This is a genomic window from Flavobacterium notoginsengisoli, from assembly GCF_014207905.1.
GTDB classification, from domain to species: Bacteria; Bacteroidota; Bacteroidia; order Flavobacteriales; family Flavobacteriaceae; genus Flavobacterium; species Flavobacterium notoginsengisoli_A.
In genome coordinates, this window is record NZ_JACHLB010000002.1 from 271,170 (window position 1) to 285,340 (window position 14,171).

Genomic DNA, 14,171 nt, shown 5'->3' on the forward strand with positions numbered 1-14,171 from the left:
ATGAGAAATCTTGTAAAATTGCTTTCTTTCTTAATGCTACTCTGCTTTTCTACGATGCAAAGTCAAAACTTCAGTGAAGAAGAGTTAACTTTTATCGAGTATTTGGGATATGTAAAAAAATATCATCCGCTGGTAAAACAAGCAAATCTTGAAGTGACCAATGCACAAGCCAAGTTAATGGCAGCGCGTGGCGGATTTGATCCTAAAATTGAAGTAGATTACAATAAGAAAGAATTTAAAGGCACAGAATATTATTCGTTATTAAACAGCAGTTTTAAAATTCCGACTTGGTACGGAATTGAGGTAAAAGCTGGTTTTGACGATACTGACGGACAATATTATAACCCACAAAATCGTACGCCAGAAGCAGGTTTAGCTTCTCTTGGAATTAGTGTGGCACTAGGGCAGGGAATGTTTATTAATCAGCGAATGGCCGATGTAAGAGAAGGAAAGCTTAATGTGAAACTAAGTGATGCGCAGCGTAAGTTAAGAGCTATAGAAGTTTTGTATCAAGCTAGTGAAGCTTATTTTGAATGGAGAAAAAGCTACAACGAAGCAGAATTGTATAAAAATTATCTAGGATTTGCGAGTACTCGTTTTCTTGGTGTTAAAAAACTAATCGAATCGGGAGATGCTCCAGCCATTGATAGTGTAGAGGCTAAAATTACCGTTAGAAATAGAGAATTGAATGTTGAAAATGGAAATCTAAAATTGGCTAAAGCAAAGCTTAAACTAGCTAATTTTTTATGGATTGAAAATGTTCCTGTAGAATTGGGCGAATTAGTAAAACCAGAGCAGAATTTAGGTCAGACAATCGAAGAAACTTTGCGTACAGACGCTATGATGGTTGATGTCGAGTCTTTAGATGCGCATCCGAAAATTCAATCTATGGAAACCAAATTGTCTATTTTGGAAGTAAATCGTCAGCTGAAAGCTAATTCATTGTTGCCAAAAGTGAATGTCGGTTATAATTACATTTCAGACCCTAATTATTGGAATACTTTTAATTCAGATGATTATAAGTTCAATATCGATTTTAGTTTTCCGATTTTCTTGAGAAAAGAACGCGGAAACTTGAAAATGGCTAAATTGAAAATTCAAGATATGCAGTTTGATATTGGTCAGCAAAGATTAGAATTGAAAAACAAAATCAAAGCGCAGCAGACTGAAATTGCCTCTTTAAGAAGACAAAAAGTGGTAATTGATAATTTGGTAAAAGATTATATGACGATGCTGAATTCAGAAGAAAAACTATTCTCTTTTGGCGAAAGTTCTATTTTCTTAATCAATTCTAGAGAGAATAATTTGGTAAGTGCAAAATTGTCTCAAATCAGCTTAGAAAATCAATTTTATCTTTCAAATGCCGAATTGTATAAAATCTTGGCAAATCCAGATTAAGACCTAAAATATGCAGTTTGCGATGACTGTACTATATTAATTTTCAGAATTTAATTTTAAAAAAGCTTCAGAAATTTTCTGAAGCTTTTTTTATTTAGAAATTAATGCAACTTCTTTTTAAATTTGAAAAAAGAAATAGATATAAAAAACATGAAACAAGCAATTGTAAATGCAGTCATACATACAGGAGAAGAAATAATTGAAAACGGAGTTGTAATTGTTGAAAACGGAACCATTATTTCAGTTCAAAAGGAAATTCCAAACGATATTGAAACAATAGATTTGGAAGGAAATCATCTATCAGCTGGATTTATAGATATTCAGATAAATGGGGGAGAAAAGTACTATTTCAGCCAAACTCCAAACGAAGAAACAATTCAGGATATTTACGATGCCAGTATGAAATATGGTACAACACACGTTTTGCCATGTTTGATTTCGTCTTCAAAAGAAACCATTTTAGAAGGAATCGAAGCCGTTCGCAATTACATGAAAAAACACAATAATGGTGTAATCGGAATGCATTTAGAAGGACCATTTTTAAATCCGGCGAGACGTGGCGCGCATAGTATCGATCAGGTTAGAAAGCCAACAAATGACGAGCTTGAAGAAATTATCAGTAAAGGAAAAGATGTTATTAAAGTCATTACAATTGCTCCAGAATGTTTTACAGAAGAACAATTGCAAATGCTGATCAATAGCGGAATAACAATTTCAATCGGACATTCGACCATAACACATAAAGAAGCACAATTTTATTTTTCTAAAGGAATAAATCTAGTAACGCATTTGTTTAATGCAATGACACAATTTGGTCATCGTGAACCCGGTCTAGTGGGGGCTGTTTTTGAAAATGACGAAGTTTACGCTCCCGTTATTTTAGATGGCGTTCATTGCGATTATGCTGCGGCAAAAGTGGCTTACAAATTAAAACAAGATAAATTCTTTCTAATTAGCGATGCGACATTTCTAGGCAGAAAAGTTGCCAATTTTAAATGGGATAATTTTGATGCGCATCTAGAAAATGGTTTCTACAGAAATGAAGACGGCAATCTTGCAGGTGCAACAATATCTATGGAAGAAGCGGTTCAGAATGCTTTTAATAATCTTCATGTTCCAGCAGATGAAGCTATCAAAATGGCAACAACAAGAGTAGCTGCAGCTATCGGGCTGCAAGATAAAATCGGAAAAATTAAACAAGGATTTCCTGCTTCTTTCGTGAAATTCAATAATGATTTGTCTAAAATTGAGACTTTAAGCTTAGTTTAAAAGCAACCTTTTTTTTGTTTTAAACATCTTGTTTTTAAAGGTTTATAATTTGTTTTAAAGATTTTTTAAAAATAATAATAAAAAAAAGCAATCTAAACTTGACTAATTTGGTAGAATTAGTATATATTTGTAATGCAGAAAAATTATAAAATGATACTTATCCAGAAAGACTGAGGGAATAGGCCCAATGAAGTCTTAGCAACCTGTTGCCGAATAAGGTGCTAAATCCTTCCCGCTTTACGGGACAGATAAGAAAAAGATTTGCTCAAAATCTGAATAAGTTGTCAATATTAAAAATCTTTATTTTTTTAAAATGAAAACAGAATCTATTTTATACGCTGGTTATGAGCTTTTGAATTTGATGTTTGAAGAAAATAGTCTTGCTGTTTTCCGAATGCGAAAGCATTAATTCCTCTCTTAAAATTCCTTTTTAATCACTATTAGCTGATGGTTCAGACATTGGCCAGATATTCTTTTACATAATCTTAAAACTAAAAATAAAATGAAAAAAATACTATTCGGTTTAGCTTTGTTTCTTGCTGTAAGTCAAACGCAGGCGCAAGAAAATAATTTACAATTAAAAGGAACTGTTGTTGACACCGTTGCACAATATGTTTACCTGCAAAAGTTTCACAATAAAATGTTTACCACAATTGATTCGGTAAAAGTAAAAGACGGAAGTTTTAGTTTTAAAACCAAAGTCAAAACTCCAGAATTATACGGATTGAGCGTAAACACCGCAGATTCTCCATTGTATATTTTCCTTGAAAAAGGACCGATTACAGTCAAATTAAGTCCAAAAAAGTATTACACCAATTCTGTTGTTGAAGGTTCTGCAACACAAGATTTGTTTGAAACATACAAAAAGACAAAAGACGTAGAAATCAGTAAATTCATTACAGAAAACCCAAAATCTATTGTATCTGCTTATGTTTTATACAGAAACTGGTCTTATCGTTTAACTCCAGAACAGATTACGCAAAATATAGCTTTATTGGATAAAAGCCTTCAAAGTACCACTTACGTGAAAGAATTAAAAGACTTAGCAATTGTTCTAGACGGACTAGCGGTTGGAAAAAAAGCTCCCGATTTTACCGCAAATGATCCTGAAGGAAAAGCAATTCGTTTTTACGAAAATTTAAAAGGCTACACTTTAGTAGATTTCTGGGCTTCTTGGTGCGGTCCGTGCCGAAGAGAGAATCCGAATATTGTGGCAGCTTACAAAGAATTTCACGATAAAGGATTTAACATAATCGCTATTTCTTTAGACAAAAAGAAAGAAAACTGGATCAAAGGAATTCAAGATGATCATTTGACTTGGACACACGTTTCAGATCTGCTTTTCTGGAATAGCGCCGTTGCAAAATTATATGGCGTAAGAGCAATTCCTGCCAATTATCTGGTAGATTCTAAAGGAATAATTGTGGCAAGAAATCTGCATGGAGAAGAATTGCAAGCAACACTTAAATCACTTTTGGATAAAAAAGTAAGCAACAACTAAGTTCAAAGTTTTGAATTTTTAAAGAATTCAACCAATAATACAATTCGTTAATTTAAAAAATGCTAGGGAAATGAATGCTATTGAGCCAACAACAAAAACAACAGAATCTGAGTGTTACTTTTCTAAATTTAGAGAAAACACAGTAGGAATAGATCATATTTTCGAATCGGTTTATGGAGAACAAAATTTGATTTACGCAGATTGGGTTGCAAGCGGAAGATTATACACGCCGATTGAAGATATTATGCTAAATAAAATAGGTCCGATGATTGCCAATACGCATTCACTTTCTAGTCAGACTGGAAAAACTTCTACATACGCATATCAATACGCCAGAGATAGTATTAAAAAGTCGGTTAATGCCAATGAATCAGATGTTCTGGTAACAACTGGAAGCGGAATGACTGCCGCTTTATCTAAGTTACAGCGTATTATTGGTTTAAGAAAAACATACGAAAATGAAAACGACAGACCAGTAGTTTTCATCACACATATGGAACACCATTCGAATCAAGTTCCTTGGTACGAAACTAACGCAGATGTAGTTATTCTTCAACCTGATGAAGATAATTTAGTAGACCCAAAATCTCTTGCCAAAGAAATAAAAAAATACGGTAATAGAAACCTAAAAATTGGTTCTTTTACCGCGTGTTCGAACGTAACTGGAATTATTACGCCTTATCACGAATTGGCTAAAATTATGCATCAAAATGGCGGATTGTGTTTTGTAGATTTTGCGGCTTCAGCACCTTATGTCAAAATTGATATGCATCCAGAAGATCCAGAACAACAACTAGACGCCATTTTCTTTTCTCCGCATAAATTTTTGGGCGGACCCGGAACTTGTGGTGTTTTGGTTTTCAACGAAAAATTATACCAATCTGATTTTCCCGATAATCCTGGCGGAGGAAATGTAAAATGGACTAATCCACTAGGGAATTATTGTTACAGCGATGTTATAGAAGTGAGAGAGGATGGAGGAACACCAGGATTTTTGCAAGTAATTCGAACTGCTTTGGCTTTAGAATTAAAAGAAAAAATGGGAGTGGAGCAGATTGCTAAAAGAGAAAAAGAGCTTTTGGATCTTTGCTTTTCTAAACTTCAAAAAATACAAGGATTGTCTATTTTGGGAGATTTAAAAAGTAAGCGAATTGGCTGTGTTTCTTTTGTAATCGAAGATATTCATTACAATCTAATCGTAAGACTTTTAAATGATCGTTTCGGAATTCAGACTCGCGGTGGCTGGTCTTGCGCAAGTACCTATGCTCATTATTTGTTCAATATTGATGAAAAGCGTTCTAAAGCTATTACGAATGAATTATTAGAGAAAAATCAAACCAATAAACCGGGTTGGGTTCGTTTGTCGCTTCATCCGATTACAACAGACGAAGAGCTTTTATTTATTTGTAATGCCATTCAGCAAGTGGCTTTGCATTATAAAAAATGGCAAAAAGATTACGAATACAATCCAGCAACAAATGAATTTGAAAATCCGAGAATTAAAGATACTATCGAAAGAGAAGTAAACGAATGGTTTGAGTTGGATTAAGAAACTTATATTTAAAAATGAAAGCAATTCTATTACAGGAAAACCGTCAATTTCAGATGGAAACAATTGCAACTCCACAACCAGAACCAAATCAAGTTCAGGTTCAGATTGTAGCTTCTGGTTTTAATCCAATTGATTATCAAATGACAGAAAATGGTTCAGAAAGAAAGCTTTTGCATTCGCCTATTTTAGGAAGAGAATTTTCAGGCATTATTACAAAAATTGGAGTAAATGTGAGAGATTTTAAAATTGGCGATGCAGTTTTTTGTGGTTCAGGAAGTATGGGATCTAACGGAACTTATGCCGAATATATATGTATTCCAGAAGAAATTGTGGTAAAGAAACCAAAAAACATTTCTTTTGAAGAAGCCGCCGCAATTCCATCCGCTGGATTAACGGCTCTGCAATCATTTAAACGAATGAAAGCTTCTCTAACAGATTCGATATTGATAACTGGAGCAGCTGGTGGAGTTGGAAATTTTTTTGTAAAACTCTTGATCAGTAAAGGATTTTTAAACTTTTTAGTCACTGCTGGAAATGAGGAAAGTATAGCTTCTTTAATTAATCTTGGCGTAAAACCGCAACAAATCATTAATTATAAAAAAGAAGAAATATACGAAGCTGCACTTTCATTAAATGGAAATAAAAAATTTGACATTGCAGTAGATTTAGTCGGAAATAAAATTGCGGAAGTTGCTGCTAAACTTTTAAAAATAAACGGAACATACATAGACGTAACGAATTTTTCGACTCCAGAATCGCGAAATATTCTTTTTTCGCGAGGTGCTACCATACACAACATTTCCAATTATGCTTATGGTCTTGAAAAACGATATGATTATTATAAAAATGGCTTAACCGAGTTAGGACATTTATTAGAAAGTAAAATCATTACGCCACCTAATGTTTCGATAATTGGAGAATTAAATACAAGAACGGTCGTTAAAGCGCTTTGGTTATTGCGTGAAAATAAAACGTATGGGAAAAAATTAATTATGCAGATTAATAAAGAATGAAAACAATACCTAGAAGAATAGTTACAGGAATTAAAAATGGAAAATCAATTATAGAACAAGATGCAATAGTAAGCAATGTTTCAGAGCATTTCCCAGGATTGATTATTTCAGATATTTGGTCAACAGATAGTACGCCCGCAAAATTCGAAGAAAATAGAATAGAAAATACTGCTTTTCCAAACACGCCAAAAAATGGAAGTTATTTCCGTTATGTACAAATTCCACCAGATAAAGATTTAGGAATTGTCGCGACAGAAGGACAGCTGCATCCTTTAATGCATCAGACTGATACTTTGGATTATATCATTATTATTTCTGGAGAAATTTATCTGATTGTTGATGAAGAAGAAACTTTGTTGAAAGCTGGAGACATTGTAATTCAGCGTGGGACAAACCACGCATGGAGTAATCGTTCTGATTTGCCTTGCATTCAATTAGCTATTTTATTGGATGCTAAGAATGATTAAATTAAGTTGCAAACGATATAGTAGTCTATTAGATTGATAGGAAAATAAAAGTTTTAATGATTTTTGCATTAAAATTGAAAATAACTGCTTAAATTTGCAACCGCAATGAGGAAAAACGACCAGAATATGAAGAATTATTATAACAGCGCTATAATGTGCTGTGTTGTTGTAATGCAATTCATTGATCTGGCTTCTATATAAAACTATATTATTTATCTCAAAAAGCCTTTCATGAATATTTGAAAGGCTTTTTGTTTTAATCTTGATTACGAAATGATTGAATTAAAAAATGTAACCAAAACTTTTCATCAGAAAGACAGAATTGTTACGGCTTTGTCTGATGTCTCGCTGCGAGTTCCGCAAGGAAAAGTTTTTGGTGTAATCGGAACTTCGGGTGCAGGAAAAAGTACTTTAATCCGCTGTGTGAATTTGTTGGAAAGACCAACTTCAGGAGAAATTATTGTAGATGGAAAAGCCTTGATGCAATTATCAAATGCAGAATTGGCGATAGAAAGAAGACAAATCGGGATGATTTTTCAGCATTTCAATTTACTTTCTTCGAGAACGGTATTCGAAAATGTTGCTTTTCCTTTAGAATTGGCTGGAACTCCAAAAGCTGAAATTAAAACGAGAGTTTTAGAATTATTGCAATTGGTTGGTTTGGCTGAAAAAGCAAACGATTATCCAGCAAGTCTTTCTGGAGGTCAAAAACAAAGAGTGGCAATTGCGAGAACTTTGGCAAATAATCCGAAAGTTTTATTGTGTGATGAAGCGACAAGCGCTTTAGATCCAGCAACTACACGTTCGATTTTGAATTTACTGAAAGACATTAACAAGCGATTAAATATCACTGTTTTATTGATAACGCACCAAATGGAAGTCGTAAAATCGATTTGTGATGAAGTTGCTGTTATCAGCCACGGAAAATTGATTGAACAGGGAAGTGTTGGCGACATTTTCGCAGATCCGAAACAAGAATTGACGAGAGAATTTATTTCTTCTTCTTTACACATTGAAATTCCGTCTGTTTATCAAGAAAGATTACAGAACAATGATAATGGAAATCTGAATCCATTATTGAAATTGGAAATGACTGGGAAATCGGTTAACGAACCTGTTATTTCAGAAGTTTCTAGACTTTTTGATACTGATTTCAAAATTGTAAGTGCACAAATGGATCAGGCGGGCGAAGTAAATTTTGGTGTAATGCTGATTGAACTTTCGGGAAAACGCGAAAATTATGATGCTGCAATTCAATATTTTAATTCAAAACATATTAAAACAGAAATTATAGGTTATGTCTGATTCTCTTATAGATTTATTGTTAAAAGGAACATGGGAAACCATTGTGATGACTTTTGTATCGGGCTTTTTTGGTTTTTTACTAGGCTTGCCAACAGGAATTTTACTTTTTCTGACTCGTAAAAATCAAATTTTAGAACAGCCAGTTTTAAACCGAATTTTATCGGTTTTGGTAAACGTTTTTCGTTCTATTCCATTCATTATTTTAATCGTTTGGATGATTCCGTTTACTCGTGCTCTAGTTGGAACTTCAATTGGCGTTAGTGCGGCTTTAGTACCGTTAAGTATTGGTGCAGCGCCTTTTATTGCTCGTTTGGTAGAAAATAGTTTATTAAGCCTTCCATCGGGTTTAATAGAAGCAGCGAGAGCTTTGGGCGCAACTCCTTTTCAGATTGTGTATAAAGTTTTGCTTCCAGAAGCGTTGCCTTCTTTAATAAATGCGGCTTCGATTACTTTAATTACGCTTGTAGGTTATTCTGCAATGGGCGGTGCCGTTGGAGCTGGCGGATTAGGGCAAGTAGGTTATCAATACGGATATATTGGTTATGATGCCGTTACGATGAATTCTGTTTTAGGTTTACTGGTTGTTTTGGTATTCCTGATTCAATTCGCAGGTGACAAATTATCAAAACGATTCGATCATAGATAATCATCAATTAACAATTTATAATTAACAATTTACAATTACAAAAATGAAACGAAATATTTTAAAAACTGCTGGAGTTTTGGCTTTGGCACTTGTTTTATCAAACTGTGGAAATGATAAAAAAAATGATCCACATTTTATTAAAGTTGGAGTGGCTGCTGGTCCAGAATTAAAAGTAGCAGAAGCAGCTAAAAAAGTGGCTAAAGAAAAATTCGGATTAGAAGTAGAATTGGTATCATTCAACGATTATGTAATTCCGAACGAAGCTTTAAGTCAAGGTGATATCGATGCAAATGCTTTTCAGCACAAACCTTACATGGAGGAACAATCGAAACAGCGAGGCTATAAATTGGCAATTATCGGAAAAACATTTGTTTACCCAATTGCTGCTTATTCTAAAAAAATAAAAAACCTTTCTGAATTGAAAAACGAAAGCACGATTATTATTCCAAATGATCCAACAAACGGAGGACGTTCTCTATTGCTTTTACAGAAAAATGGTTTATTGAAATTGAAAAATGGAGTAGGTTTATTGCCAAAAGTAACGGATATAGTGAGTAATCCTAAAAACTTAAAAATATTAGAATTAGAAGCGCCTCAGTTACCGAGAGCTTTAGATGATCAAAATGTTTCGATCGCGATTATCAATAATACATTTGCTTCTCAGGCTGGATTAGTGCCTTCTCGTGACGCTTTATTTGTTGAAGATAAAGAATCTCCTTATGTGAATTTGGTTGTGAGCCGAGAAGACAATAAAAATGAAGAAAAAGTAAAACAATTTCTGCAAGCGTTTCAATCTCCAGAGGTTGAGCAAGCTGCTATCCGCGAGTTTAAGGGCGGAGCAGTTAAAGGCTGGTAAAATTTGATTATTCTATATAAAAAAAGCAGGGAAATTATCCCTGCTTTTTTGTTAGGTGATATACTCTTTTGTGATAATTACAAGAAGCATCGTAATAAAATAAAGTAGAGTTGCTACAAGAGCAAAAATAATATGGGCAAAGAATAACTGAATATAAAAACCCAAATAATCAATTGGGGTCTGATAATGGGTTATTTTAAATAGAAACATCCAGCTGATTATACCTATTACACCGCTGATAATTCCCAAAATGAGAGCACTTAGCAGTGAAATTGATAGTATATTCCTTACCCATACTACATGATATCCTACAACAAACAAGAATCCAATTAGATAATGAAACAGCCATCCCAGTTTCCGTTTAGAACCTGGTGAGAGATCGACTTCTAATTCTGTAAACACAGTACACAAAAGAACGGGCTCTTTGTATAATTTTAGAAATTTTTTGGAGACAAAATAACTAAACCAAGTCATAGCCGATGTTGCTCCTATTGAAATTAAAACTAATTGTACTACTAGATATGGGTCCATTACAAAATATTTTTAATCCTATCAAAGTTACTATAAAAATGTAATATAATACTTATAATTAAATATTTTTTAGTTATAGAATTATAAGAAAGTTAAGATTTTGTGTATAATTTGTTGCCCAATATCTCTCTTTATTAAAAATGCAATTTTTATCTGTTTTATTAATGATTTAGCGTAATGATTTCTAAACATTTACTTAAAATGTCAACGGCTTTTTCCATTTCTTCTTTTTCTAAATGTCCAAAACCTAGACGTGTTGCAGTTAGATTTTTGGTTTGATACAAAATGGTTTTTGGCAGAAATAAATCATGTGCAGCACATTCTTTCTGAAATTGAATAAGATTGAAATTATCCAGCCATTCTACCCAAATTGCTAATCCGCGAGGAGGTGTTTTAAATTTAATTTTGTCTTTTAATTTTTCATTCAAAAGCGAGGCAAAGTAATCGCGGCGTTCTTTGTAGATTTTTTTATTTTTTTTAGAAAGACGATGCACTTCGCCTTCTGTAATCCATTCGGTTAAAACTTGTTCTTTTAAGACATCAATACTAGGTTCGAGTATGTTTTGATGTTTTTCTAATTCTTTGATAAATTCAGATGGAGCGGCTACAAAACCATAACTGAATCCCGACGGAAGCGATTTCCCAAAAGATCCGATATAAACCACTTTCTGATTCGAATCAAAAGCGGCTAATGGCAAAACGGGATTGTTATCATAATGAAAATCAAAATCGTAATCATCTTCCAGAATAATAAATCCGAATTGATTGGCTAATTCTAGAACCTCCATTCTTTTTTTAGCGCTAAGCGAATTGGTTGTTGGATAATGATAATTGGAAGTAAGATACAACACTCTGATTTCTGAAGTTTCGCAGATTTCTTTCAGCTGTTTGGTATCAATTCCATCTTCATGTGCTTGAATAGGAATAATTTGTGCTCCCGTATTGGTTAAAGTCATATTTGACATATAATAACCCGGAGAAGCTACAGCAACTTTATCACCTGGATTAATAAGCACTTTTGTAGCCAGATATAAACTTATTTCGTGACTGCTGGTTGTGAGTAAATTTGAAGTCGAAATACGAATTCCGCGGGTCAGATTCAGATAATTAGAAAAATGAGTTTTAAAATTCGAATGCGAACGAAGCTGAATCTGTTCGTAGGTTTTAGAACTTTTTCTTCTTTTAAGTTTCGAAACATATAATCTTGCCAAAACATCGGTCTGAACCAATCTCCAATCGGGCATTCCATCATTAAATTGATAGGGCAAATTGCTAGTTTCGATTGGATTTTCTAGAATAGTAGATTTTTGAAAGGTAAAACCAGTATTAATTTGGGATGTATTTTGCTCTTTGGAAAGCGGAAAATCTGCTTTGCTTTTTTGTTGCGATAAAATAAAAGTTCCTTTATTAGGAAGCGTTTCAATCCAACCTTGGGCTTCTAAATCCTGAAATGCTTTAATTAGCGTATTTCGATTAACATCTAAAACTTTGCACAATATTCGTGTACCAGGAAGCTTTGTTCCTTCTGGAAGAAATCCTGTTTGGATGGCTTTTATAAACTCAAAAACAATCTGCAGATAAATTGCGGTATTTTGTTCTGGTTTTAAATGAATAAAACTTCTAAAAGGAATTTCAACCGGACTATCCATAATTATAAAACTGGTATACTTTGTTAGTACGGCAAGGTAGTACTTTTGCCAAAAAAAATAGTAAACCAAAATGAAAAAAATCTATTTTGCTGTCTTTACAGTAATTTGTACCAATTTTTACGCACAAACCAAAAAGGATTCCATAAACCAAATGGACGAGGTTGTAATTAATGAAGGTCGTTTTAATACGCCAATTTCAAAACAAAATAGAAATGTATATGTTATTTCTAGCGAAACCATAAAAAAACTGCCAGGAAGAACGCTTCAAGAAGTTTTACAATATGCAAATGGAGTAGATATTAGACAAAGAGGTCCGTTTGGAACTCAAGCGGATATTAGTGTCGATGGAGGAAGTTTTGAGCAAACTGTTGTTCTTTTAAACGGCGCAAAAGTAATCGATTCTCAAACAGCGCATAATATGTTGAATTTGCCTCTTCCGGTTGAAGTTATTGAAAGAATTGAAATCGTACGTGGACCGGCTGCAAGAATCTACGGAATTAACAGTTTGACTGGAGCAATTAATATTATCACCAAAAAACCAACTGATTCTGGATTTTTAGTTAGCACTTATGCAGGTTCTAATTTTGAAAAAGATACGCAAGATACTGGCGATACCTTTTATGGAATGGGCGTTCAGGCAGGAGCTGTTTTGGGTAAAGAAAAACAACAGCATTTGATTTTTGCTTCACACGATAAAAGCAACGGATACCGTTACAATACAGCATTCGAAAACAATAAAATTTTCTATCAAGGAAATGTACAAATCAATGATTCTAACGAAATTTTAGGTTCTGCTGGTTACATCAATAACGGATTTGGTGCGAACGGATTTTATGCAGCGCCTGGCGATAGAAATTCTACTGAAATTGTGCAAACTACTTTCGCTAATATTCAATCGAAACATTCGATTACAGATAGTTGGAAAATTATGCCGAGAGTGACTTATAGATATAATTACGATGATTATCGTTACCTTGGAAATTCTAATTTGGCAGTTGGAAGAAGTCAGCATTATACCAATTCAATTGCAGCAGAATTAAATTCAACTGTAAAATTGTCTAAAGGTGAAATTGGTTTTGGAGCTGAATTTAGAAATGAAAATATCCATTCTTCGAATATTGGAGATCATGACCGCGATAATGTTGGTGTATATGCAGAATACAGAACAAGTTTCTTCGAAAAATTAGACATTAATTTAGGAACTTATCTGAACTATAATTCTGATTATAAATGGCAGGTTTACCCAGGAATTGATGCAAGTTATGCTATTACAGATGCCTTTAAAATTATAGGAAATGTTGGAACAAGCCAAAGAATTCCATCGTTTACAGATTTGTATTTGAAACAAACAGGAAACATCGGAAATGCTGATTTAGATTCAGAAAATGCTTTCCAAAGCGAAATTGGATTTAAATACAATAAAAAAGCTTTGAGCTTAAATGCTAATTATTTCTACAGAAAAATTGACAATTATATCGACTGGATGCGTAACGCGACAACGGTGCCTTGGCAAAGTCAGAACACAGGAGATTTAAATACAAACGGATTTAATTTACGAGGAACTTATAGATTCGATTTCTCTAAAGATTCAAGATTGAATATTCTTTTAGGATACACTTATTTAGATTCAGAATTTAAAAGCGCTCGTACAGAAATCTATTCAAAATATGCCATTTCTTCTCTAAAACATCAGATTACAAATACGATCGATTATCAGTTTAAAGACTTTTCTATCTTATTTGCAACACGTTTTAACGAAAGAATTACGGGACCTTCTTATTGGGTAAATGATTTTAGAGTAAGTCAGAACATTCATAAATTTACGATCTTTTTAGATGCTCAAAATATATTTAATGCGACTTATTATGAAGTTGGAGCAGTGCCATTGCCTTCAAGATGGTTTACTTTAGGAGTAAAACTGGTTACTTTTTAATTCTAAATTTTACACAGAATAATAATCTTAAAAGGGAAGATTCTACGGAAT

Annotated in this window: 12 protein-coding genes and 1 riboswitch; of the genes, 10 read left to right on the plus strand and 2 right to left on the minus strand. The window is 33.5% G+C overall.

Translation table 11 applies throughout. The features are described from left to right. From HNP35_RS08080 to metQ, 9 genes are all read left to right on the plus strand, one after another. Positions 1-1,398, plus strand: coding sequence for a TolC family protein (locus HNP35_RS08080; RefSeq protein ID WP_184160171.1), 1,398 nt, complete (start codon positions 1-3; stop codon positions 1,396-1,398). A 150-nt stretch (positions 1,399-1,548) separates the two neighbouring features. Beyond that, positions 1,549-2,667: an N-acetylglucosamine-6-phosphate deacetylase gene (gene nagA, locus HNP35_RS08085; protein WP_184160173.1), complete on the plus strand. Its 1,119-nt coding sequence runs from the start codon at positions 1,549-1,551 to the stop codon at positions 2,665-2,667. A 154-nt stretch (positions 2,668-2,821) separates the two neighbouring features. Then, positions 2,822-2,922, plus strand: a riboswitch (SAM riboswitch). 247 nt (positions 2,923-3,169) lie between these two features. Beyond that, a complete protein-coding gene (locus HNP35_RS08090; protein ID WP_184160175.1) occupies positions 3,170-4,168 on the plus strand; it encodes a TlpA disulfide reductase family protein in 999 nt (332 codons plus the stop codon). Positions 4,169-4,238: 70 nt separating this feature from the next. Continuing rightward, complete coding sequence (locus HNP35_RS08095; protein ID WP_184160177.1) at positions 4,239-5,717, plus strand: aminotransferase class V-fold PLP-dependent enzyme; 1,479 nt, start codon at positions 4,239-4,241, stop codon at positions 5,715-5,717. Positions 5,718-5,734: 17 nt separating this feature from the next. Then, positions 5,735-6,733: an NADP-dependent oxidoreductase gene (locus HNP35_RS08100; RefSeq protein WP_184160179.1), complete on the plus strand. Its 999-nt coding sequence runs from the start codon at positions 5,735-5,737 to the stop codon at positions 6,731-6,733. Further along, entirely contained in the window at positions 6,730-7,200 is a 471-nt protein-coding gene (locus HNP35_RS08105) for a cupin domain-containing protein (RefSeq protein WP_184160181.1), read from the plus strand. Before HNP35_RS08100 ends, HNP35_RS08105 begins: the two co-directional genes overlap by 4 nt. A gap of 273 nt (positions 7,201-7,473) precedes the next feature. Further along, positions 7,474-8,505 (plus strand): methionine ABC transporter ATP-binding protein MetN, encoded by a 1,032-nt coding sequence (gene metN / locus HNP35_RS08110; RefSeq protein WP_184160183.1) that lies wholly within the window; start codon positions 7,474-7,476, stop codon positions 8,503-8,505. Further along, entirely contained in the window at positions 8,498-9,151 is a 654-nt protein-coding gene (locus HNP35_RS08115; protein WP_184160184.1) for a methionine ABC transporter permease MetI, read from the plus strand. Before metN ends, HNP35_RS08115 begins: the two co-directional genes overlap by 8 nt. A 43-nt stretch (positions 9,152-9,194) precedes the next feature. Further along, on the plus strand, positions 9,195-10,007 hold the full coding sequence (metQ, locus tag HNP35_RS08120; protein ID WP_184160186.1) for a methionine ABC transporter substrate-binding lipoprotein MetQ: 813 nt from the start codon (positions 9,195-9,197) through the stop codon (positions 10,005-10,007). Positions 10,008-10,058: 51 nt separating this feature from the next. Here the strand turns inward: metQ and HNP35_RS08125 are convergent, their stop codons facing one another. Together HNP35_RS08125 and HNP35_RS08130 are read right to left on the minus strand one after the other, a co-directional pair. Beyond that, the gene (locus tag HNP35_RS08125; RefSeq protein WP_184160188.1) at positions 10,059-10,538 is read right to left on the minus strand and encodes a hypothetical protein; all 480 of its coding nucleotides are present in this window, start codon (positions 10,536-10,538) and stop codon (positions 10,059-10,061) included. Positions 10,539-10,699: 161 nt separating this feature from the next. Then, the gene (locus HNP35_RS08130) at positions 10,700-12,187 is read right to left on the minus strand and encodes a PLP-dependent aminotransferase family protein (protein WP_184160190.1); all 1,488 of its coding nucleotides are present in this window, start codon (positions 12,185-12,187) and stop codon (positions 10,700-10,702) included. A 70-nt stretch (positions 12,188-12,257) separates the two neighbouring features. On the opposite strand from HNP35_RS08130, the gene HNP35_RS08135 reads away from it, so the two are divergent. After that, the gene (locus tag HNP35_RS08135; RefSeq protein ID WP_184160191.1) at positions 12,258-14,120 is read left to right on the plus strand and encodes a TonB-dependent receptor plug domain-containing protein; all 1,863 of its coding nucleotides are present in this window, start codon (positions 12,258-12,260) and stop codon (positions 14,118-14,120) included. The last annotated feature ends 51 nt before the right edge of the window (positions 14,121-14,171 follow it).

Bases quoted from the DNA above. Each gene is read 5' to 3' on its own strand.
- HNP35_RS08080 (WP_184160171.1), top strand. From the start codon at position 1: ATGAGAAATCTTGTAAAATTGCTTTCTTTCTTAATGCTACTCTGCTTT.
- nagA (WP_184160173.1), top strand. From the start codon at position 1,549: ATGAAACAAGCAATTGTAAATGCAGTCATACATACAGGAGAAGAAATA.
- HNP35_RS08090 (WP_184160175.1), top strand. From the start codon at position 3,170: ATGAAAAAAATACTATTCGGTTTAGCTTTGTTTCTTGCTGTAAGTCAA.
- HNP35_RS08095 (WP_184160177.1), top strand. From the start codon at position 4,239: ATGAATGCTATTGAGCCAACAACAAAAACAACAGAATCTGAGTGTTAC.
- HNP35_RS08100 (WP_184160179.1), top strand. From the start codon at position 5,735: ATGAAAGCAATTCTATTACAGGAAAACCGTCAATTTCAGATGGAAACA.
- HNP35_RS08105 (WP_184160181.1), top strand. From the start codon at position 6,730: ATGAAAACAATACCTAGAAGAATAGTTACAGGAATTAAAAATGGAAAA.
- metN (WP_184160183.1), top strand. From the start codon at position 7,474: ATGATTGAATTAAAAAATGTAACCAAAACTTTTCATCAGAAAGACAGA.
- HNP35_RS08115 (WP_184160184.1), top strand. From the start codon at position 8,498: ATGTCTGATTCTCTTATAGATTTATTGTTAAAAGGAACATGGGAAACC.
- metQ (WP_184160186.1), top strand. From the start codon at position 9,195: ATGAAACGAAATATTTTAAAAACTGCTGGAGTTTTGGCTTTGGCACTT.
- HNP35_RS08125 (WP_184160188.1), bottom strand. From the start codon at position 10,538: ATGGACCCATATCTAGTAGTACAATTAGTTTTAATTTCAATAGGAGCA.
- HNP35_RS08130 (WP_184160190.1), bottom strand. From the start codon at position 12,187: ATGGATAGTCCGGTTGAAATTCCTTTTAGAAGTTTTATTCATTTAAAA.
- HNP35_RS08135 (WP_184160191.1), top strand. From the start codon at position 12,258: ATGAAAAAAATCTATTTTGCTGTCTTTACAGTAATTTGTACCAATTTT.